This is a genomic window from Coprococcus intestinihominis (genome assembly GCF_040096555.1).
GTDB classification, from domain to species: Bacteria; Bacillota; Clostridia; order Lachnospirales; family Lachnospiraceae; genus Coprococcus_A; species Coprococcus_A intestinihominis.
This window is the reverse complement of record NZ_JBBMEK010000027.1, coordinates 1-22,345: the sequence shown is the minus strand read 5'-3', so window position 1 is coordinate 22,345 and position 22,345 is coordinate 1. Positions and strand designations below refer to the sequence as shown.

Here is a 22,345-nt window from a genome sequence, read left to right as displayed (position 1 = left end):
GAATTATAGTGAATTACTCCAACTCGCAAAGGGCTGGGGTAATTTTATATCTGACCGCATCATTATTTGGCGGTTACAATGAATTTATCAAAAACACATCATATTGCAATCATTGTATCCGACTACGAAGCCGCAAAAGATTTCTATGTGAACAAGTTGGGATTCTCTGTCATCAGAGAAAACTACCGCCCGGAGCGCAAGGACTGGAAGCTGGATTTGCGTGTCAATGAGCACACGGAGCTGGAGATATTCGCAGAGGAAAATCCGCCGAAGCGTGTGAACCGCCCGGAGGCCTGTGGTCTGCGTCACCTTGCATTTTGTGTGGAGAGCGTGGAGCAGACGGTGAGAGAGTTGAGAGAATTAGGGATAGAATGTGAGCTGATCCGGGTTGACGATTACACCGGCAAGAAGATGACTTTCTTTCATGACCCGGATGGACTGCCGCTGGAACTGCACGAATAATCATGGGAGAGAAACGAGCATATAAAGCCAGAAAGCCCGGCGGTGGTCGGAAGAAGCTGAAGCCTGAATACGATGCCGGGGAGAATCTGAAAGAGCAGATGGATGCTGCTGTGGCATTTTATGATTCTAAGATGTCCTTGCAGGCCATCGGCGAAGAACTGGGATTAAATCCAATAAAAGTAAGAAAGCTGCTCATCACGGCCGGTGTGTATGAATCTGAAGTGGCGGAGAAAGTAAAAAATACTTTTGAAGAATACCGTGAAACACAAGACTACAAAACCTCCGTACTCTCAACTGCAAATACCCTTCAACTCTCCAAAGCCTCCGTTATTTCGTACCTACCATATCAGAAAGGCGTGTATTTCCCAAGTACTGCATCAAAAGAGAAAATCAGTGTAGGAGCAGAGCGGCAGCGGAGGTATAGAGCGATGAAGCGGTGGAGGGCTGATCCGACAGAAGAGAATTTCTGGGGAGTGGTTCTGGTCTATGCTGGGGTAAAATTTAAAACCTACTCTGGGTTGCCATTCTCTTACGAAATTAAAAAAGGCAGGAATGGCGAGTACACGAAGGAGCTGTGGATTGACAGAAGGGAGAAGAGCAAAAGTCTGGCGTGGAGTTCGGTGCTTCTTGCGCTGGGCAATATAAAAGAAGAAGTGGTAGATTGCCCAAAAGCTCTGGGCGATATTCGAGGCGTGACCTACATCTACGGGATGTTTTATCGGTTCGGACTGATCGATGTGCCAGATGAGGTAAAGGAGAAGATGGGTCATCCGAAAAAATAGAAAAATTAGATTGCTATATACAGAGGTGTGCGGTAATATGTGCCGTAACTGAGGATGTGAATCTCAGTTGGGAAGGATGGTAGCATTATAGAAAAATTGAAGAAGTTGCGTCGTCAAGTATGAAGGAACTTCCAGATGAAATTTTGAAAATGACAGACGAAAAAATGTTTGAATAAAAATAAGAAAAACCTATCGATTGACTTATATGTTGTGTATATTTTGGCATGAATCGTAGGGTGAAAAAAGTAGCATGACAAGATAACATTTACAGAAATGACTTGCAATAAAGGAATAAGTTGGTTAAAATATTTAGAGTGAAAGTCATTAAAAATAAGGACAGCCATTAAGATAAATTGTATTGATGAAATATACATGGGAGGTAGAAAGTTTTGAAAACAACATTATTGATTATGGCAGCAGGCATTGGTTCACGTTTTGGCGGCGGTATTAAACAGCTGGAGCCTGTAGATGATAAAGGACATATTATCATGGATTATTCAGTTCATGATGCCATTGAGGCCGGATTTAATAAAGTTATCTTTATTATTCGCAGAGATATTGAGGAAGAGTTTAAGGAAGTCATCGGTGACAGGATTGCCGCTGTCTGTGCAGACAATGGTGTGACCGTGGATTATGCCTTCCAGGATATCAGGGATATTCCGGGTGAGCTGCCGAAGGATCGTACGAAGCCATGGGGAACCGGACAGGCTGTTCTGGCAGCGAAGGATTTGATCACAACGCCATTTATCGTCATCAACGCAGATGATTATTATGGTAAAGAGGGATTCCAGGCCGTGCATGATTACCTTGTAAAAGGCGGTAAGTCCTGTATGGCCGGTTTTGTTCTGAAGAATACATTGTCAGACAATGGCGGTGTTACCCGAGGTATATGCAAGATGGATGCAGACAACAATCTGACAGAGGTTGTTGAGACGAAGAATATTGTCAAAACTGCCGATGGCGCAGAAGCAGATGGCGTCAAGCTGGATATCGATTCACTGGTATCTATGAACATGTGGGGACTGACACCGGAATTTCTGAATGTTCTTGAGAAAGGATTTGTAGCGTTTTTCGAGAAGGAAGTGCCGGCGAATCCTTTAAAAGCAGAATATTTAATTCCGATTTTTATTGGTCAGCTGCTTGAAAAAGGACAGATGGCAGTAAAGGTGTTAAAGACCAATGATACCTGGTACGGTATGACTTATCGTGAAGATGTAGAAGCTGTCAGAGAGAGTTTTCGCAAAATGCTTGCTGAAGGCGTATATACTGAAGAACTGTTTGGTGATTTAGAGGATAAATAATTTGAAGGCTTTTTCTAAAGTTGAATTTTACGATCGCGTTTTATGGAAGAATTATCTGGCGGTTATCGGTATTGTCGGTACGATTGTGACATTGATTTCATTTTTTGTAACGGCCGAAGATATTGACAGGTTTTCTACAAAACAGCTGGTTGCTTTTTTGGTTGCTGGACTGGTGTTGATATTTTCTGTGATGTGGTATAGTGCCAATCACAGAAAGCATGCGGTGAAGATGATTAACAATACGATTGTAAGAATTGCAGAGGGCGATATTTTTGAACTGTTGGAACGAGATCCGGATAAACGCATCGGCGAACTGTCGGTCATTGGAGCCAATGATTTTTATGATACGTTGGTGGATGATCGAATCGTGGCCAGGAAAACGCTGCATGGGCAGTATATTGAGCGAATCAGGAAAGCAGGAAAACTGAAGCAGCTGGAGAACACAATAGAGCAGGACGCTTTATTAAACAAACCGGAGCATCGTCAATGTGTGCCGGGCAGACAAGCAGGAAGAAAAGTCAGATATCCTCTGGGCAGTGTTGTAGAATTTGAGAATTATGTACTGACTGCTTTTACAAAGTTTGATGAGGATAATAAAGCTTATTTATCCGCAGAGGAGTATGTGGGATTCTGGATGCGGTTCTGGAAGAATATTGATGAGATTTATGCGGGTCGGACATTAAATATTCCTTTGATGGGGGCGGGGATTACGCGCTTTCGAGATGGAAAGCCATCAAAGCAGGAATTATTGGAAGTTATGTTATGGACGCTGAAAATCAGTGGTTTCCACAATACATATCCGGATGGGAAGATTAATATCGTTATTTATCGGTCAGATGTGAAGGATATTGATTTTTACCATATCCAGCATAATTTAAGCCTGGAATAAGTAGCCAAATAGAAATACATATGATAAAATAAAGCTAAGAGATTCTAGTATTAATCTAAAGGTCTATGGCCTTTGGTTCTCTGAGTTGAGTTCAGAGAATGAAGGATTGCTGACATTCGTGGCGAGTTAAAGGACTCGAACCGATGCCAGCATTGGTTCGAGTCCTTTAACTCGCTTCCGGTTTAATGTAGAGTCTCTTTTTATTTTTATAGTTGGTAAGAGAAGATGGATATACTGGAAGATAAGGTAATATGTCAACTGATTCAAAGCCTGAAAGTCAGGCTGAGAAAGAAGACGATTTCGAGCCGGGAACAGCCTTTTTTATCGGCGCCAAGGCTGATATTTGTATGCGGCAAGGAGTGGGTTGACAATGAGGAGACAATTCGTAATTATACGATCAGAACTTTGAGAAAATGCAGAATAGCGAATCACTATGGTACACAGAATGAAGCTGTTCTGTGTATTATTGCAGAGAAATTGTATGTGCAGGATCTGTCGGAGGACATTTTTTCTTTTGAAAAGATGTTGGCAGAAATCAGTGATCGTATTATCATTGTGGCAGAAAGCCCGGGAACATTTTGTGAATTGGGTGCTTTTGTAATGGATGAAGACTGCAGAAGAAAGACCATGGTGATTAATGAGGACAATGCAGATTATGAGAATTCATTCATTACAAAAGGGCCAATCAAGAAGCTGGAATCATTGAATGAAAGCAGTATTATCAGGCACAATGGCCTGGAACGGATCAAGAACAGCCATGAGTATAATTTCAAAGTTCAGGAGATAGCCAAGGCACCGTTGACGATTGCTATTAATGATAATGCGGGTTCTGTTGAATTAAAAAGCCTGATCTATGAATTGGCCAATATCGTTGAATTATTTCAGCCTGTTGAGTATTTTGAAATTGAGACATTATATAAGCGTTTAAAGGATTTTGAAGGGTATACGATTAAGAATACAGCGGATCACAAGATCAGAAGTATCCGGCAGGTATTATCATTGATGGAGAAGATGGATATGCTGCTTCGACAGGATGGTTATTATATTTTAAATAAGAATATTTCCTGTTACAATGTGATGTTTCGAATTTCAAGGAAAGAATTTAATGATTTCAGGATTATGTATTTTAATCGCCTGAATAAGTGTCAGAAGAGCAGGGTGAATGTATTATGAGATTGAGTGAGAGGATTGCGAAGGGAATTGGTATTGACGAATCTTATGTCATCATTATTGCATCCCGCAATAATTTATATGCAAAATATTATATTCCGAAGAAAAATGGACGCTATCGTCTGATCCTGCAGCCTTCTAAGGAATTAAAGGTTCTGCAGCACTGGCTTCTCAGAAATATTTTTGCTTATTTTCCCGTATCTGAATACAGTTCCGCATATAGTAAAGGGAATTCTGTCAGAAAGAATGCAGCGGTACATAAAGAAGGAAGATATTTGCTGCATACGGATATTACTAACTTTTTTCCAACTATTTCCCGAACAATGTTGAAGCAGTATTTTCAATCCAATGAGAGTCTGACGAGAAAGCTTGGGATGGCAGATGAGGATATTGAGTTGATCCTGGATATTTGCTTATATAGAGGTGAGAATCTGGTTGTTGGCAGTGTGGCATCTCCGCAGATTGCCAATATGCTGATGTATGCATTTGATCTGGAATTGAAGCAAATGCTGGATGGCTTTGGCAGTTTTCGATACACCCGATATGCAGATGATATTGTTATTTCATCGATGTCTTTCATAGATGAACAGGTTTTGAAGCAGACAGAACAGTTAATGATCAAGTATGGTTTCAAGATGAATCATGAAAAGACTTATTATATGGGGAAGAATGGTAAACGCCAGGTGACAGGGATTGTTCTGGATAATAATCGCAATGCATTAACGATCGGTAATAAGAAATACAAAAAGTTTCAGCGTATGCTCTATGACTATCTTGTGAAGGGCCATGGAGATTTGGGATACATTAAAGGCTATTTGGCGTATATACAAGAGGTAAGCAGGCAGCAGTATGACCAGTTGGCTGAAATTTATAAAAGATATGATATAGAGAATGTTTTATTTCATAATGCAAATGGCAGATAAATAAACGAAGGAGATCGAGAGATGAAATATGATTATTTAGTAGTAGGTTCCGGTTTGTATGGTGCGATTTTTGCCCATGAGGCCAAGGTTCATGGCAAGACCGTTTTAGTTGTCGATAAACGTCCGAATATTGCGGGTAATATTTATACAGAGAATATTGAAGGCATTAATGTACATAAGTACGGTGCACATATTTTTCATACCAATGATAAGAAGGTCTGGAAGTATATTACACAGTTTGCAGAGTTTAACCGTTTTACCAACAGCCCGGTAGCTAATTATAAAGGAGAGTTGTATTCGCTGCCGTTTAATATGTACACATTTAATAAAATGTGGGGCGTTGTAACTCCTGAGGAAGCAGTAGCCAAGATTGAGGAACAGCGAAGCGAGATTACAGGGGAACCGAAGAATCTTGAGGAACAGGCAATTTCACTGGTCGGACGTGATATCTATGAAAAACTGATTAAAGGGTATACGGAGAAGCAGTGGGGGCGTGACTGCAAAGAGCTCCCTGCATTTATTATCAAACGGTTGCCGGTGCGTCTGACATTTGACAATAACTATTTTAATGCACTTTATCAGGGAATCCCGGTAGGCGGCTACACAAAGATGATAGAACGCCTGCTGGAGGATATTGAAGTGCGTTTGGACACAGATTATCTTGAGCAGAAGGCGGAGTTGGATGCGTTGGCAGATAAAGTGGTCTATACCGGTCCGATTGATGCTTACTTTGATTATAAGCTGGGTACACTTGAGTATCGCTCTGTCCGCTTTGAGAATGAACTGCTTGACAAGCCGAATTTTCAGGGCAATGCAGCAGTGAACTACACAGATCGAGAGACACCTTGGACGCGTATCATTGAGCATAAATGGTTCGAATTCGGCAAGGATGAGAATGGCAATGATCTGCCGAAAACGATAATTAGCCGCGAATACAGCAGTGAGTGGAAACCGGGCGACGAGCCATATTATCCGGTGAATGATGAGAAAAATGGTGCACTTTATGCAGCGTATAGGAAGTTGGCAGATGCGGAAGAAAAAGTAATTTTCGGCGGACGTCTGGGTGAATACAAGTACTACGATATGGATCAGGTTATTGCGGCGGTACTTGAGAAGTGTGAGAATGTTTTTGGTTTATAGATTAAACAAAACAATACCATGGATTCGATGTTCGAAAGTAATACCTATGTATTTCGCGACTTGAAAAAGAGTCTGAGAGAGATTATTGCTGAAGAAAAAGGTATGGTAACACTGGACAGTCAATTTAAATCAATCGATATCAGAGATATTTCCGATAACTATCGGTTCATAGGCGGCAAAGAGCAATGTGCTGAGTTCATCAAAAAGTCATTGGCATTTATGCCGCAGGAACGCTGTGTCAATAAAACGATACAAAGAACATACAGAAGGGAAGATATCCCAGATGCTGTGTTTACAAAGTCCCATCGGGATGTGGAATATTAGACAGTAGTTTAATAGACTGGAAAAGTCCCATGGTCGACCTGGAAACCATCGAGAAGTAATATTTCAGGAAGTTTACAGAAATACATTTTGCGGACAGGTTGATAAAATAGCTAATTTGAAGTATAATAAAATTAGCTAAAATAAGGAGGCGATGATATGATTACTGCAACCGCAACTGCAACCGAAATGCAGAACAATTTCGGAAGGTATCTGAATCTTGTGATGTCCGGACAGGAAATCATCGTGACAAAGAATGGAAGGGAAGTCGGTCGGTTTATTCCGAAAGATGCCACTGTGTCTTATCTGACAGATTCTCTTACTGGAATTTTGAAGGAAGACTATGACTTGGATGAGGTCAAGGCAGAAAGCATGAGGGCAAAGTATGGTTCTGTTGATTGATACCAATATTGTGTTGGATGTTCTTCTGAATCGATCGGAATTTGTCAAAGATTCTTCGATGGTTTGGAAACTCTGCGAAACAGAACAGGCAAAGGGCTACCTTTCAACATTGACTTATGCCAATATGATGTATGTCATGAGAAAGCAGCTGACACCAGATCAGATTGAGGAAGTGTTTCGTAAGATGAATCTGATTTTTAAATTTGCAGATTTCAGTCCGGCAGTTCTGGAAAGAGCTGTGAATATGAAATGGAAAGATTTTGAGAACGCCGTTCAAAGTGCAACGGCGGAATCTGTCCATGCTGATTATATTATCACAAGAAATTTGAAGGATTTCACCCGGAGTAAAGTTATGGCATTTACGCCAACCGAACTTCTGGCGAGAATCTAAAACTAGGATACTGCTGAATCTGAGGTGTAGAAATACAGATTGGCACGAAAGGATACAGACTATATGGACAATTCTGCTGCAAGGAACAAATGGATGGATAGAGAGGCCCTGGAGAATTACAGGCATGCGATGCGTATATGCTGTATGAATGTATTGCATGTCTGTTCGGATGAGGCGCTTTCAGAGTTGTGCTATGATCTGGATATCAGCAGAAATGGGGATGCGAGAGCCTATGAGCATCTTCTGGGCGGCCAATGCATGGTGATTACTTCAGAGCCCGGAGGCGGGAAGTCCTATTTGATGTGGCTGCTGCTGAGGGATTATCTGGAGGACTGCAGGGATGATTCAGATTGTCTGCCGGTGTTTCTTGATGGAAGGGATTGCGGTATTGTCTGGGCCATGACACAGACAATACGGTGATCATTGCTTCCAGAATGCAGTGTGACAGACGAGATTTCCATTCGGATTTTGTGTATTATACGATTGATCCTGTCAGCGATGAGCAGATTATCCGGTGGCTTGAGCGTGATGCGGCTTTAAGGATGATTGGTGGAGAGGAGAGGAATAGGAGCTGTGAGATCCGACGGATGCCTGGACGGCTTCTGGAAGCCTATATAGATATGAGAATGAAGTCTATGAGCTGTTCACCGGAGAATCGGGACAGGATTTTTGCTGTTTTGTGCGAATATGCAGCGGATAGTTATGTCAATGGGGATAGTGAAGAACGTTTTTTGAACTGGGAGCGGTCAGAGATTTGTACTCAGTCAGAGATTTGTACTCAGATAGAGGCCGCTGGTTTTATTACACGGCGTTCACAGACTGTTCATTTCAGATACAGCGTATTTCATCAGTTCTTTATGGCCTGCTATTTATCGGGACTCAGCGCGGAACAGTTGAATATATGGATGGATGCCCATAAATCGGACAAGCGGTATGATGAGAGTATTTGTTATCTGGTGGGCATTTTGGCCAATCACTGCAGTCAGAATTGGATTCTGGATTATCTGGAGCAGAACAATCTGAGGCTTTATGTGAAGGCCCTTGCGTACGGAAGAAATTATGCAGCGTCGGAAGTAAATATCAATTTTGGATATGCCTGTCATTTCTTTGCGCGTGTTTTGAGAACGTATGAGTCGATCATTCAGACACATTTTGACAATATTTATCGTCTGTTTGATGGTTATAGTATTGATGATACTGGGAAGGTATGTATTCGCGGGAATATGAATCTCCGGCAGAGAACATTGTCGGTGTGCATGTACAATGGTTCAGCGGAGGCGAAGACGCTGGAGGCTGTTGTATCCGGAGGCAGAGGCATCTACAGGATCGAAGATAAGACAGGGGTATCTTTTGATTTTGAAGAACATATGATCAGGAACAGGAGAGAGTATTGCTATGACCTGGATTTGCTGACCTTGGGGCCGGATACGGCAAGAGAGATTGCTGTGGATATGATCAGAGATCAGACGATGCGTGCCATGGACAGGAAGAATATATTTGACGGGCATGTCGATGTGCTGTTGGCGGAATATACGGAGAGTAAGCTGAGGAGACTGCGCAGTAAGCAGTGGACAGGGAACAGTGAATCTATTCTGACATTGTATACAGGTGATTATGACCGGATTATACATAGACTGGAACAGCTGAGTGTGACGAACATCGAGATTAATGTTTGTGCCAGCCTGACTGCACTGATAAGGTCAAGAGTCGATGATGTGACAGAATTGCTGGATATCCGGCCGGATCTGCCGCAGACAGATTTAATGCTGAAGCAGGGAAGGCATTCTGATAGGACGGAGGCGGCCTATTCGGATCGGCAGTTATTGAAGAAGATACAGAGAATATGGACGTTGTCGGATGATGCCATACGAAGGATTACGACAGAGATTGTACCGGCTTTGTCAGCAGTCAGACAGCCCGCCAGGAAGATCGGCTGGGTCTGTCGCGGTGATGGATTTTCCGGCATCCGTTACATAGAAGTGAAGACAGATGAGGGAGAGGATATCTCACCGATTTTAGAATTCCGGGAGGATGCTGACAGAATCGGCACTTTCGGAGATTTAGCTTCTGCTGCTGATTTACATGGTACCGGTCAATTGCAGAGGCTCGGCAAGTGTGAGTCGGATGTATTAAGAGGAGGGACATCCATTTTGCAACGCTATTTTGGTGATTATGTATTCCATAGTATTATCTATAGAGAAGTTAAAAGAGATTTTGAGCGGCTGTTTGGCAGACGATAAATTTCAACAGGACATTTCAGGAAAGGACTTGAAGAGAATGATAGAGACAATCAGACTTTTTGATGAAGATAGCCACCAGACATTGTTTGAGGGGTGCGTATTATCTTGTGAGCAGGATGGTGATTTATATAAGATCACACTGAACCAGACAATGTTTTTCCCGGAAGAGGGCGGTCAGAGCTGCGACAGAGGCACACTCAATGATATTCCGGTAGAGAAGGTACTGGAGAAGGACAGAGTGATCTACCATTGGGTGAAGGAACCGCTATGGGAAGGCGATACGGTTACAGGTTGTGTCGATTGGGAGAAGCGTTTCTCAGATATGCAGCAGCATACGGGCGAGCATATTGTATCCGGACTTATTCATGAATACTTTAAGCTGAATAATGTAGGTTTTCATTTGGGAAGCGAAGCCGTGACCATGGATTTTGATGGTGTGATCACCAGGGAACAGCTCCGTATGATCGAGCATAAAGCGAATGAGGCAGTTGCGAAGAATCTGCCGGTGAAGATTACATGGCCTTCAAGGGAGGAACTGATGGAGATTCCTTACCGCAGCAAGAAGGAGATAGACGGACCGATTCGTATTGTGGAGATCCCGGGCTATGATATCTGTGCCTGCTGTGCACCCCATGTTCATTTTACCGGCGAGATCGGCATGATTCGACTGACGGGGATGGAGAAGTACAAAGGTGGCGTGCGCATTCAGATGCTTTGCGGTTTCAGAGCACTGGCAGATGCCCTTGAGAAGGAACGTAATGTTTATGATATTTCCGCGCAGTTGTCTGCGAAGCCTTATGAAGTGGCTGCTGCGGTAGAGAAGCTGAAGAATGAGAATCTGGCGCTGAAGCAGGAGATGACTGGGATGAAGATGGATATCCTGCAGGAGAAGATTACAGCGCTGCCGGATAATGAACAGAATATATGCTTTTTTGATAAGCATATGGACAAGAGCAACATGCGGTATGCTTTTAATCTTCTGGTTGAGAAGTGCAGCGGCCTTTGTGGATGCTTTGACGGGGATGATGAAAACGGTTATCGTTATGTAATGGGCGGCAGAGATGTGGATGTTATTGCAGCAGGTAAGGCGATGAATGAGGCCCTTGATGGCCGTGGCGGCGGTTCGAAGGAGATGTTCCAGGGCAGTTTGAAGGCTGCAAGAGAGCAAATTGAGGAATATTTTGCTAATCTGTAAAAAAACCATAAAATTTTGCAGAATGCCATTGATTTTTTCAAAAATATCATTATAATAGTAGGTACACTTGTTTAATATAGGATAATGACCGTATTAGCGTTATGCTTTATTAAAAAAGTGTTTTTATTGACGATGATAGAATATGAAAGAGGTACATTCAATGGATGAAGCTGTATTTTTGCAGATCTTGAATAGTTTGCTGGAGAAGGCAAAGAAGAAAAAAAATGAGCTTGATTATGGCGACATCAATGATGCGTTCAAGGGCTTCGAGTTTGACGAGGAGAAGATGGAAGAAGTTTACGAATTCCTGGAAGCGAAGAATATTGATATTATCAATATTCCGGAAGCACAGGATGACGATGATGAGTTCCTCGATCACCAGGAAGAAGAAGTTGAACTGCTGGATGATGTTGATGCACTGGAAGGTGTCAGCCTGGAAGATCCTGTCAGAATGTATCTGAAGGAAATAGGAAGTGTGAAGCTTTTATCCCCTGAGGAGGAAGTTGAGCTTTCCAAGAGAGCAGAAGCGGGTGACCAGAAGGCCAAGGATAGAATTATTGAAGCCAATCTTCGTCTGGTAGTCAGTATTGCGAAGAAGTATGTGGGCCGCGGCATTCCGTTCCTTGATCTGATTCAGGAAGGCAACATGGGTCTGATCAAAGCTGTCGAGAAGTTTGATTATGCCAAGGGATTCAAGTTCAGTACATATGCAACCTGGTGGATCCGCCAGTCTATTACCCGAGGTATTGCTGATAAAGGTAAGACAATTCGTGTGCCTGTGCACATGGTAGAGACAATCAACAAGACATTGCGTATGTCCAGGAATCTTTTACAGGAGCTGGGAAGAGAACCTACCAGCGAAGAGATTGCAGAGCGTCTTGGAACAACCAAACAGAAGGTAGAAGAGGCTCTTGAGATTTCACGTGATCCTGTTTCTATGGACAGCCCGATTGGTGAGGAAGAAGATTCCAGTCTCGGAGATTTTATCGAAGATGAGAATATGCTTTCACCATCTGATTCGGCTGACTATCAGATGCTGAAGAAAGAACTGGTGAACGCACTGGATACGTTGACAGACCGTGAACGCAAGGTTATTGAGCTTCGTTTTGGCCTGATCGATGGACAGGCCAGAACACTGGAAGAGGTTGGCAAGGAATTTAAGGTTACGCGTGAACGTATTCGTCAGATTGAGGCGAAAGCGCTGCGCAAGCTGAGACATCCGTCCAGAAGCCGCAAGCTGAAGGATTTCCTTCAGGAGTAACAGGGATTGCTTCTCTGATGCGGATGAGAGGACTGCCGGAAGGCAGTTTATAATGATGAGATCTATATAGAATGCTGCATATGTAGGCGTTTCCAGATATGGAGCCGACAATGCAGCATTTTTTTGCGAGTCTACGCGAGTAATGAGCTAAAGTCCCTGTTTGCACAGGACTTTGGCGAATAGATTCAGAGGTGAACAGTATGATTTTTGACACACGTTTTTCTGAGAAGGAATCGATACGCTATGGCGTGGTGGACGGCACGGCAACCATTGTGAAGTATGAAGGCGATGAGATGCGTGTTGTGATTCCGGCGTCTATTGATGGTTTCAAAGTGACGAAGATTGAGCCCTATGCTTTCTCGGAGAAGTCTATGAAGTATATTCAGTTTCCGGATACGTTGGAGGTGATCGACCATCATGGTTTCAGTGAATGCAGGGAACTGTTGAATCTGGATTTTCCGGATTCACTGAAATCCATTGGCAATTATGCTTTTTATAATTGCTGGGCATTGGAACAGGTGCATCTGACAGCCCATATCCGCTCTATTGGTTTTGGTGCTTTCAAGAACTGCGAGAAGCTTTCAGAGATTGTTCAGGACAAGATTGAAGGGCTGGATATTAGTATCGGTAGTATCCTGGATGATTTGAACCAGCAGATTCACGTGATTGTGCGGCATTTATACCCGGATAAGCCTGTGGAGGAGGCCAGAGTTATTTTTACGGAGCATGATTACGAAGTGGTCGCCAATGTGGCTTCCATGTGTAAGCAGTTTGAGTCTACGGAGATTGGTTCCGGCAAGTATATCCGCTACTGTATCGGTATCCAGGATGTGGATTATAACAAATACGATGGGATGTTTTATGTCCTTTTAAGGGGGGATTCCTTTGATACGATCATCACGGTGGCTATGGAGCGTCTGATGTATCCTTATGCATTGACGTTGGAAGGCGAGCATACGTACAAGGATTATATTGCAGAACACGCTTTGGAAGCGGCGAAGAAGTTTATTCAGGAGGATGACAAGGACAAGCTGACTTTTTTGGTCGATCTGGGTGTGCTTGACAGTGATGAGACAGACCAGGCCATTGATCTGGCGCTGTCCCTTGGCAAGACAGAATTTACTGCTTTTCTGATGGATTATAAACACCGGAATTTCAGTATGGCAGATGAGTCCTTTGATTTATAGGAGGTTTTGACATGCATGAGATGAAAGAGAAGCTGATCAAGGCCGGAACCGACATTTTGAATGCTTCCAAGACAGAATTGTATGTCTCTATGCGTTTTTTGGATATTGCACTGAGTAGTCTGGGTTATGAAATGGATCTGTCCATGAAGACGATCGGTACGGACAGTCAGAAGATTCGCTTTAATCCGAGATATCTGATAGAGAATTATCAGAATGACAGTGTGCTGGTGAATCGGGCTTATCTGCATATGCTGCTGCATTGCGTATTCAGACATATGTTTCATAACCGTGACAAGGATGAAGATGTCTGGAATCTCAGCTGCGATATTGCAGTTACAGCCATCATTGATCAGATGAATTATCGATGTATTCGGCTTGTTGTACCGGATGAACGACAGGCCATGTATGACCGACTGAAGTCAGAGATGAAGGTGCTGACAGCAGAGGGCATTTATAAGTCGCTGACAAAACGGCCTCTGACCTGGCTTGAGATGGAAGCGGCTAAGAAGCAGTTTGTGGTGGACGATCATGTTTTCTGGGATTCGGAGCAGGAGGATCAGAAGGATGGCGACGGCCGGAATGATCAGAATCAGAACAACGAGGACAATCAGGATGATGAGAATAATGATCAGAACAATCAGAACAATGACAGACAGAAGGAACAGAAAGAGCAGGAACGTAAGGAGCAGGAGAAACAGTGGCAGGAGATCAGTGAGAAAATGCGCACGAATATGGAGACCTGTTCTAAAGACGCGGCTGAGATGGCTGGAGACCTTTATGACTATATTAAAATAGCTACAAGAGAACGTTATGATTACAAACGTTTTCTTCAGAAATTTACAACGCTTCGAGAAGAAATTCGACTGGATCTGGACAGTTATGATTATATTTATTATACATACGGTCTGAACCATTATGGCAATATGCCCCTGATCGAGGCCCTTGAATACAAGGAAGTCCGCAAGATAGAGGAACTGGCCATTGTTATTGATACGTCAGAGTCCTGTTCCGGTGAGTATGTGCGTCGTTTTCTGGAGGAGACATTTGCCATTCTGACAAATAAGGACAATTTTTTCAGGAAAATGAATGTACACATTATCCAATGTGATGCCAAGGCTCAACAGGATGATGTGATCACCTCTGAAGAAGACATGAAGCGTTATATGGAGAATTTTAAGCTTATCGGTTTCGGCGGTACGGATTTCAGACCGGCTTTTGAGTATGTCAATGAGCTGTGCCGCAAGAAGGTGTTCAGACATCTGAAGGGACTTCTGTATTTTACGGATGGCTACGGCACTTACCCGGCCAGACGTCCGGATTACGATGTGGCCTTTGTTTTTCTTGAGGAAAGTTATAATGACAGACATGTGCCTCCTTGGGCCATCAAGCTGATTCTTGGACCGGAGGATATACAAATGGGAGGATTAGATCATGAACATTAAACAGGCAAAGGATGAGATCAGGCATACCGTTCAGGCTTACCTGACAAAAGATGCACTGGGAGATTATGCGATTCCTGTGGTCAGACAGAGACCGATTCTTCTGATCGGACCGCCGGGTATCGGCAAGACAGCTATTATGTCACAGGTGGCAAGGGAGTGTGGTGTGGCACTGGTTTCTTATACGATTACCCATCATACGAGACAGAGCGCCATCGGTCTGCCATTCATCGAGAAAAAGAATTTCGGCGGCAAAGAGTATTCAATCACAGAATACACAATGAGTGAGATCGTAGCATCTATTTATGAGAAGATGGAAGCAACCGGGCTCAAAGAAGGTATTTTGTTTATTGATGAGATTAACTGTGTATCCGAGACACTGGCACCGACTATGCTGCAGTTTTTGCAGGGCAAAACTTTCGGCAATCACCAGATTCCTGAGGGATGGGTGATTGTGACAGCCGGTAATCCGCCGGAATACAACCAGTCTGTCAGAGAATTCGACATTGTCACCCTTGACCGTGTCAAACGGATCAATGTGGAAGAAAATTATCCGGTATGGAAGACCTATGCTTATGAGAACCATATCCACAGTGCGATTTTGTCTTATCTGGATATCAAGAAAGAGAATTTTTATCAGATTGAGACAACGGTGGATGGCAAAGAGATTGTTACGGCTCGTGGTTGGGAGGATTTGTCCAGGCTGATGCAGGTTTATGAGCAGCTGGATATTCCTGTGGATGAGTCTGTGATCCTGCAGTACATCCAGAACCGTCGGATCGCCAAGGATTTTGCCAATTATCTGGATTTATATAAGAAGTATCAGACGGACTATGATGTGGATGCCGTTGTACAGGGCAATGTGAAGCCGTCTTCCATTGATCGTATTCAGAAAGCATCCTTTGATGAGAAACTCAGTGTTATTAATCTGTTGATCAGCAAGCTGACTGCGGCATTTACGGAAGTTTTTGACAAAGATCAGTATGTCCGGGATCTCTATGAGATTTTGAAGGAGCTGAAGTTTGTTCTTGGCCGTGCACCGAAGGATGGTTCCAGAACAGCAGCGATTTTGTCGGAAAAGGCAGAGCAGGTGGAGGAAGAGCTGAAGCTGAATAAGGAGCGTGGGCTCTATGATGCATCCAAATTGCTCAGTATGAAACTGATTTTGAAGACACTGGAGCAGTATCGTCAGCAGCTGGTCAAGGATAATCGTCTGGATCCGGATGAAGCCTTTGCCTTTATTAAGGCATCTTTTGCCAAGGATACAGAAGAGCGAAAACAGCTTATTCAGACAGCGGCTGCTTACCTTGAGAATGCTTTTGCTTTTATGGAAAGTGCTTTTGGAGAGAGCCAGGAAATGGTCATCTTTATCACAGAGCTGAATGCCAATAAGTATTGTGCACGTTTTATCAGGGATAATGGTTCTGCAAAATATGATCGCTACAATAAATCGCTGCTCTTTGATGAGAAACGTGAGAATCTCCTCCGTGATATCGGGGAAGCCAGCGAATTTGCCGCTTTTCTTGATTAGTGCCGTGGATATTTGAAGCATAAAAATATGACAGAGAAAATTTTAGAGAATTTCAGCATTGCCCAGATCTGTGAATCCGGGCAATGCTTTCGTATGGAGGAAATACAGGATGGCCGATATCAGGTCATTGCCGGGGACAGATATCTGGAGTTGGAGCAGCAGGGAAATAGGGTCCGCTTTGACTGCACTGAAGTCGAATATCGGGATTTCTGGCGGCATTATTTTGATATTGAGACAGATTATGGTGCTGTGATGGCACAGATCAACCCGAATGATACCTATCTGACAGCGGCTGCTCAGTTGGCATGGGGTGTAAGAATCCTGAATCAGGATTTGTGGGAGATGATTGTTACGTTCCTTATTTCCCAGCAAAATAATATCGTCAGAATTCGCCGCTGTATTAAGAATATCTGTGAGACCTATGGAACGGCAAAGACAGCGTCGAATGGTGTCTGTTATTATGCTTTTCCGACAGCCCAGGCACTTGCCGGGCTTGAAGAAGATGCTTTGATGGCCTGCAACCTGGGTTATAGAAGTAAATATGTGGTCCGTGCCGCCAAAGCCGTATCTTCCGGTGAAGTGGACCTGGCATGGATCAGTAGTTTGAATTACCAGAAAGCAAGGGCGGAACTTTTAAAACTCTTTGGCGTTGGAGAAAAAGTGGCAGACTGTATCTGCCTTTTTGCCCTGCATCATTTGGATGCATTTCCGGTGGATACCCATATCCGTCAGGTAATGGAACAACATTATAAACGGGGATTCCCGAATCGTCGTTACAAAGGCATTCGGGGCATTATGCAGCAATATATCTTTTATTACGAACTGCATGGAAGTGAAAAATAATCAAGATAAGGGATTTAAAGAGTGCCTGTGTTGAACAGACGCATCTTGAATCCCTTTTTGATTTATAATTGCTGAAAAGGTATTGACAAGACGATAAAAGAGGCTTATAATGTCAAACATAAAGAAAACATACAAATCCTATTAAATAAATAGGAATTATAAAAGGAAGGAGCATGCATATGCGAATGACGATATATCATAAAGGAAGAATGGAGCGATGTTGTTGCTGTATGAGTGACGTCAGACGAGATGCATCTTTATAGCAGATAAACAGATAGAGGTCGCAACAGACAATCAGATGACAATATTTTTTGGAAATAAAGATTTATAAATTTATTTAAAATGAATAAAAGAATTAGATGAAATGAATGGAGGATTATCATCATGGCAGATATTAAACAGAGTGCATTAGAGTTAATTGGCAACACACCTATTTTACAGTTAAATCGTTACAGTGAGAAGGCAGGCATCAAGGATGTTACACTGCTTGCAAAGCTTGAGTATCTGAATCCGGCTGGTTCTGTTAAGGATCGTATCGCACTGGCAATGATCGAGGATGCTGAGAAAAAAGGTAAATTGAAACCGGGTGCGACAATCATCGAGCCTACATCAGGCAACACAGGCATCGGCCTTGCAGCTGTTGCAACTGCCAAAGGTTACAAGGCAATCCTGACACTGCCGGATACAATGAGTGTTGAAAGAAGAAATCTTCTGAAAGCATACGGTGCAGAATTGGTTCTGACAGAAGGTGCCAAGGGTATGAAAGGAGCTATTGCCAAGGCTGAAGAACTCGAGAAAGAAATTGATGGGGCAGTGATCCTTGGTCAGTTCGATAATCCTGCAAACCCTGCAATTCACAAAGCAACAACAGGTCCTGAAATCTGGAAACAGACAGACGGCAAGGTAGATATCTTTATCGCAGGTGTTGGTACAGGCGGTACAATCACAGGTGTTGGTGAATACCTGAAAGAACAGAATCCAAACGTCAAGATTGTCGCTGTTGAACCTGCTACAAGCCCTGTATTATCCACGGGCAAATCCGGTTCCCATAAGATTCAGGGTATCGGTGCAGGTTTCGTACCAAAGGTACTGAATACAGATGTTTATGATGAGATTCTTCCTATTGAGAATGAAGATGCATTTGCAGAAGGCAAAACATTTGCCGTATCTGAAGGTATCCTTGTTGGTATTTCTTCAGGCGCTGCATTAAAGGCAGCACAGATTCTGGCAGCAAGACCAGAGAACAAAGGCAAGACAATTGTTGCATTGCTTCCTGATTCAGGAGACAGATACTTGTCAACACCATTATTTGCCGAATAATATTGCTTCACATTGTTTCATAATACAACTGCTTTTTTATAATAATGATATTTTTCTCGTACAAGCAAAATGGGCATCCCAGATCGGGATGCCTTTTTGTGTTTGTGTAAAAATATTAGAAAAAATGGATTGTTAGGTACCTTAATAATTATTCCAAAAAAAATGGCATTGATCATATGGCAATATAATTTTATAAATTTGGATATTTAGGTACCTAACAATTGAATGGGGATACTTATGTGCCTAACAATTGAATGGGGATATTTATGTGTTTAAAAATTGAATGGGTATGCTTATGTGCCTAATAATTGAGTATGGACATTTAGATATTAAATATTTAAACACGGGTAGTTTGGTTTTAATAATTAAACTTGAGTATTTTGAGTATTTAGGTACCTAACAATCAGAAATTCATAAAATATATGAGCGTGGCACATAATCATATAATAAGAATAATTTTTATAAAATGCAGTCATAAGCAGCGTGTAATCCGCATAAAATAAATAGAATGGGTACTTTGGATTTAATAGGGGCATAAAAATAATTGAGGTACCTTATTAATAAAAAAAACAGTATATAATTCGAAAAAGGAGCGAACAAAAAGAAGGAGAAAACTGGGGGAGAAAACCAGGAAGGAAATTTCAGGAAGAAAATTTTAGGGAGAAAATTTCAGGAAGAAAGTTTCAGGAAGAGAATTGCAAAGGGGATAGGAAACGTATGGATATGGATTTTTTTGATGTAAGTTTTGAAGAATCACTGGATGAGCAATTGGTGAATGCTATTTTGGATGTGGGGAGAGATATTCGAAGGCTTTTTGAGGGAAAGGAGAGCCAGAGTCGAATTTTAATGATTTTGAGGCTTCATGGAGCTGTGACTCAGAAGATGTTAATACAGATCTTACATATTCAGCCGGGGTCGGCCAGCGAGATTCTGAAGAAGATGGAAAAGGCTGGCTTAATTATCAGGGTACCGAATGAAATGAATCGACGAGCATCGGATATTGTGCTGACACGACAGGGCAGAAGTGTATCGGAGAAACTGATTGAGCAACGCCGTGGACGGTATCGGGAGATGATGGCATGTTTGTCGGAAGATGAAAAGGTGAGCCTATTTTCGATGCTTGATCGGATGAAAGAGGATTGGCAGCAGCGTTTCAGAGCTGTGCCGGAAAGCACTATAGCATCAGGGGATTCATCGCTGCAAAAAGAAAGAAATAAAATCTCGGAAACATCGTCAGATGGAAAATGAGAAATAAAAAACACAGTGCTGTAGATTCTCAGCTGCCGGATGAAGCATGGCTTTGAGAAAAGTACCGCACTGTGTTTTTGTTGTTGAGGGATATTGATGTTTTAATTATATAGTTAACGGGTTACAGGTTCTTTTAAGTTGTGGCTGACTTCGGAGCCTGCCTTTTTGTGGAAGAGCTCTTTGCCGCAGCTGATAACGATGATGACACCGAGAACCATCAGCAGGAAGGCGATGATCAGCTGGAGACCTTCTACAAGGAAGACGGCTGTACCGGCGCCGTAAGCGTGGAACAGTGCGATAACACGTTCTACAAGAGCAGTTGATGTTACAGCAAGCATGATGAGAAGCGGTGCGATCAGTGTTCTGAATTCACGGCCTGTGACTTTTAAAAAGACGCATAATGTGATCAGAACAAGTGCACTTAACAGCTGGTTGGCGCTTCCGAACAGCGGCCAGATGTTAGCATAGCCGATCTGAGTCAGAACATAACCAAGGAACAGTGTCAGGATTGTGGAGAAATATTTGTTGCATAAAAGTTTTCTCCAGCCTTCAGCGTGTTCCATATCATCAACGGTGAACAGTTCCTGGAATGACATACGTCCGATACGTGCAACTGAGTCAAGGGTTGTAAATGCAAGGGCTGATACACACATTGTCATGAAGCACTGGGCAACGTAAACAGGGATACCGAACATTTCAAGGAAACCGGCAACGCCTGATGAGAAGATGGCGAATGGCGTGCCTGTGGCAGCTGTACCATCAGCAGAAGCAGCGGCACCTGCAACACACAGAGCCAGAACGGCCAGAAGACTTTCAAGTACCATAGCGCCGTAGCCGACTTTCTGCATATCCTTTTCGTTGGAGATTGTCTTAGAGGATGTACCGGAAGATACCAGGCTGTGGAAACCGGATACAGCACCGCAGGCAACAGTTACAAAAAGGATTGGGAACATGTCACCGGATTTTTCATTGTGAAAACCGGTAAACATTGGCAGGTTCATTGTAGGATGTGCAGCAAACAGACCAACAACAGCGGCGATGATCATGCCTGCAAACATAAAGGTTGTCATGTAATCTCTAGGCTGCATCAGAAGCCAGATTGGCAGAACAGCGGCCAGGAAGATGTAAGCAAAAACGATGTAAGACCAGGTTGTTTTGGATGCGATCAGCGGGAAGTTCATGCCGATAACAAATGCTGCAAACATACATACAAGACCAAGAACAACTTCCTTCCAGCCTTTAAAGTTTGCTTTCTTCTGGATGAGACCGAATACAGCGGAAAATGCGATAAACAGAAGAGAAATGCTTCCGGCAGCACCATTGACATTGGCGGCGTCGGATAACTGTGTCACACCTGCTTCAGTGACAGTATAGGCGTTAAATGTACCATCTACCATATCCGCAAAGGCTGCGATAACAATCAGTGTAAAGAGCCAGCAGAACAGAAGAAATAACTTCTTACCGGTTTTGCCGATGTATTTTTCAATCAGAAGTCCCATGGACTTACCGTCATTTTTGACACTGGCATATAATGCACCAAAGTCTGTAACGGCACCAAAGAAGATACCGCCGATCAGGACCCAGAGAAGAACAGGAACCCAACCGAAGACAGCGGCCTGAATAGCACCGGTGACAGGGCCTGCACCGGCGATGGATGAGAACTGATGGGCAAAGACTGTCAGACCATCTGCCGGAACATAATCCTGTCCGTCGTTTTTGCGGACAGCAGGTGTCTTTGCATTCGGGTCGATGCCCCATTTGTTGGCCAGCCAGCGGCCATATAAACAATAACCGGCAACCAGACAAACGGCTGCTATCAGAACAATAACTAAAGTATTCATAATAATGTGCCTCCTCTTGAGTAAAATGTAGTGACGATTCAAAACCGGGTGTCTGACACGTCGGTGATGAATCGTCGTGAATACCAGTTGGCAGGTGATTCGGCTTTGAAGTTCAAAAGATCAATTGCCTGCATGCCTGACAAAATCTTTTGAATCTGAACGAATAAATCATAAAAAAAGCTCCGTCTTCTGTACCCTTTCGGGTTTTTCAGAAGACGAAGCCTATGACTCCGCGTTACCACTTCTATTATCGGTTTTTCAATCGATCACTCTGCCACGTCCACGATTCTATCTATCATCGGTGAACATGCTCTCCTGTAACGGTGAGAATCCGTTTCGGACTAATGAATCTGTTTCGTCCGAAAAGCTCACAGGGGATAATTCTCTTAAGTATCTGCTGACTCACACCAACCGTCAGCTCTCTGAAAGAATACCGGGCTAAGAAAATCGTGTCCTGAT

General features: G+C 43.0%; 21 protein-coding genes and 1 other annotated feature. Of the genes, 20 read left to right on the top strand and 1 reads right to left on the bottom strand.

Annotated features, from left to right (window positions below; all coding sequences use genetic code 11):
* Positions 1 to 78 precede the first annotated feature (78 nt).
* The 20 genes from gloA2 (at position 79) to WMO25_RS03795 (ending at position 20,045) form a co-directional block, all read left to right on the top strand.
* On the top strand, positions 79 to 462 hold the full coding sequence (gene gloA2, locus WMO25_RS03890; protein WP_349084162.1) for an SMU1112c/YaeR family gloxylase I-like metalloprotein: 384 nt from the start codon (positions 79 to 81) through the stop codon (positions 460 to 462).
* 2 nt (positions 463 to 464) lie between these two features.
* A complete protein-coding gene (locus WMO25_RS03885; protein ID WP_349084161.1) occupies positions 465 to 1,244 on the top strand; it encodes a hypothetical protein in 780 nt (259 codons plus the stop codon).
* A gap of 389 nt (positions 1,245 to 1,633) precedes the next feature.
* A complete protein-coding gene (locus WMO25_RS03880) occupies positions 1,634 to 2,545 on the top strand; it encodes a nucleotidyltransferase family protein (RefSeq protein WP_349084160.1) in 912 nt (303 codons plus the stop codon).
* A gap of 1 nt (position 2,546) precedes the next feature.
* Positions 2,547 to 3,434: a macro domain-containing protein gene (locus tag WMO25_RS03875; protein ID WP_349084159.1), complete on the top strand. Its 888-nt coding sequence runs from the start codon at positions 2,547 to 2,549 to the stop codon at positions 3,432 to 3,434.
* A gap of 225 nt (positions 3,435 to 3,659) precedes the next feature.
* Positions 3,660 to 4,607, top strand: coding sequence for a retron St85 family effector protein (locus tag WMO25_RS03870; RefSeq protein WP_349084158.1), 948 nt, complete (start codon positions 3,660 to 3,662; stop codon positions 4,605 to 4,607).
* Positions 4,608 to 4,609: 2 nt separating this feature from the next.
* Complete coding sequence (locus tag WMO25_RS03865; RefSeq protein ID WP_349084156.1) at positions 4,610 to 5,527, top strand: retron St85 family RNA-directed DNA polymerase; 918 nt, start codon at positions 4,610 to 4,612, stop codon at positions 5,525 to 5,527.
* 21 nt (positions 5,528 to 5,548) lie between these two features.
* On the top strand, positions 5,549 to 6,667 hold the full coding sequence (gene glf, locus WMO25_RS03860) for a UDP-galactopyranose mutase (protein WP_117529155.1): 1,119 nt from the start codon (positions 5,549 to 5,551) through the stop codon (positions 6,665 to 6,667).
* Positions 6,668 to 6,685: 18 nt separating this feature from the next.
* Entirely contained in the window at positions 6,686 to 6,991 is a 306-nt protein-coding gene (locus tag WMO25_RS03855) for a hypothetical protein (protein WP_349084153.1), read from the top strand.
* Between the two features lie 156 nt (positions 6,992 to 7,147).
* Positions 7,148 to 7,390 carry a type II toxin-antitoxin system Phd/YefM family antitoxin gene (locus tag WMO25_RS03850; RefSeq protein WP_021924900.1) on the top strand — a complete coding sequence of 81 codons (243 nt, stop codon included), beginning with the start codon at positions 7,148 to 7,150 and terminating at the stop codon, positions 7,388 to 7,390.
* Positions 7,374 to 7,781, top strand: a complete 408-nt coding sequence (locus tag WMO25_RS03845) for a PIN domain-containing protein (RefSeq protein ID WP_349084151.1) — start codon at positions 7,374 to 7,376, stop codon at positions 7,779 to 7,781. The genes WMO25_RS03850 and WMO25_RS03845 overlap by 17 nt, the downstream gene beginning before the upstream one ends.
* A gap of 39 nt (positions 7,782 to 7,820) precedes the next feature.
* The gene (locus tag WMO25_RS03840; protein ID WP_349084149.1) at positions 7,821 to 8,201 is read left to right on the top strand and encodes a hypothetical protein; all 381 of its coding nucleotides are present in this window, start codon (positions 7,821 to 7,823) and stop codon (positions 8,199 to 8,201) included.
* Entirely contained in the window at positions 8,162 to 10,021 is a 1,860-nt protein-coding gene (locus tag WMO25_RS03835) for an NACHT domain-containing protein (RefSeq protein ID WP_349084147.1), read from the top strand. Before WMO25_RS03840 ends, WMO25_RS03835 begins: the two co-directional genes overlap by 40 nt.
* A 37-nt stretch (positions 10,022 to 10,058) precedes the next feature.
* Positions 10,059 to 11,216: an alanyl-tRNA editing protein gene (locus WMO25_RS03830; protein ID WP_349084145.1), complete on the top strand. Its 1,158-nt coding sequence runs from the start codon at positions 10,059 to 10,061 to the stop codon at positions 11,214 to 11,216.
* A gap of 160 nt (positions 11,217 to 11,376) precedes the next feature.
* Entirely contained in the window at positions 11,377 to 12,477 is a 1,101-nt protein-coding gene (rpoD, locus tag WMO25_RS03825; RefSeq protein ID WP_015514744.1) for an RNA polymerase sigma factor RpoD, read from the top strand.
* A gap of 200 nt (positions 12,478 to 12,677) precedes the next feature.
* Positions 12,678 to 13,664 (top strand): leucine-rich repeat domain-containing protein, encoded by a 987-nt coding sequence (locus WMO25_RS03820; protein WP_349084142.1) that lies wholly within the window; start codon positions 12,678 to 12,680, stop codon positions 13,662 to 13,664.
* A gap of 11 nt (positions 13,665 to 13,675) precedes the next feature.
* Positions 13,676 to 15,106, top strand: a complete 1,431-nt coding sequence (locus WMO25_RS03815) for a vWA domain-containing protein (protein WP_349084140.1) — start codon at positions 13,676 to 13,678, stop codon at positions 15,104 to 15,106.
* Positions 15,096 to 16,634: an ATP-binding protein gene (locus WMO25_RS03810; protein ID WP_117529189.1), complete on the top strand. Its 1,539-nt coding sequence runs from the start codon at positions 15,096 to 15,098 to the stop codon at positions 16,632 to 16,634. The genes WMO25_RS03815 and WMO25_RS03810 overlap by 11 nt, the downstream gene beginning before the upstream one ends.
* A 27-nt stretch (positions 16,635 to 16,661) precedes the next feature.
* Complete coding sequence (locus tag WMO25_RS03805) at positions 16,662 to 17,477, top strand: DNA glycosylase (RefSeq protein WP_256167456.1); 816 nt, start codon at positions 16,662 to 16,664, stop codon at positions 17,475 to 17,477.
* Between the two features lie 384 nt (positions 17,478 to 17,861).
* The gene (gene cysK / locus WMO25_RS03800; RefSeq protein WP_015514739.1) at positions 17,862 to 18,797 is read left to right on the top strand and encodes a cysteine synthase A; all 936 of its coding nucleotides are present in this window, start codon (positions 17,862 to 17,864) and stop codon (positions 18,795 to 18,797) included.
* Between the two features lie 717 nt (positions 18,798 to 19,514).
* The gene (locus tag WMO25_RS03795) at positions 19,515 to 20,045 is read left to right on the top strand and encodes a MarR family winged helix-turn-helix transcriptional regulator (protein WP_349084137.1); all 531 of its coding nucleotides are present in this window, start codon (positions 19,515 to 19,517) and stop codon (positions 20,043 to 20,045) included.
* A gap of 113 nt (positions 20,046 to 20,158) precedes the next feature.
* On the opposite strand, the gene WMO25_RS03790 is transcribed toward WMO25_RS03795, so the two are convergent.
* Positions 20,159 to 21,886, bottom strand: a complete 1,728-nt coding sequence (locus tag WMO25_RS03790) for a carbon starvation CstA family protein (RefSeq protein ID WP_349084135.1) — start codon at positions 21,884 to 21,886, stop codon at positions 20,159 to 20,161.
* Positions 21,887 to 22,094: 208 nt separating this feature from the next.
* Positions 22,095 to 22,345, bottom strand: a binding site (T-box leader). This feature is flagged as partial in the annotation.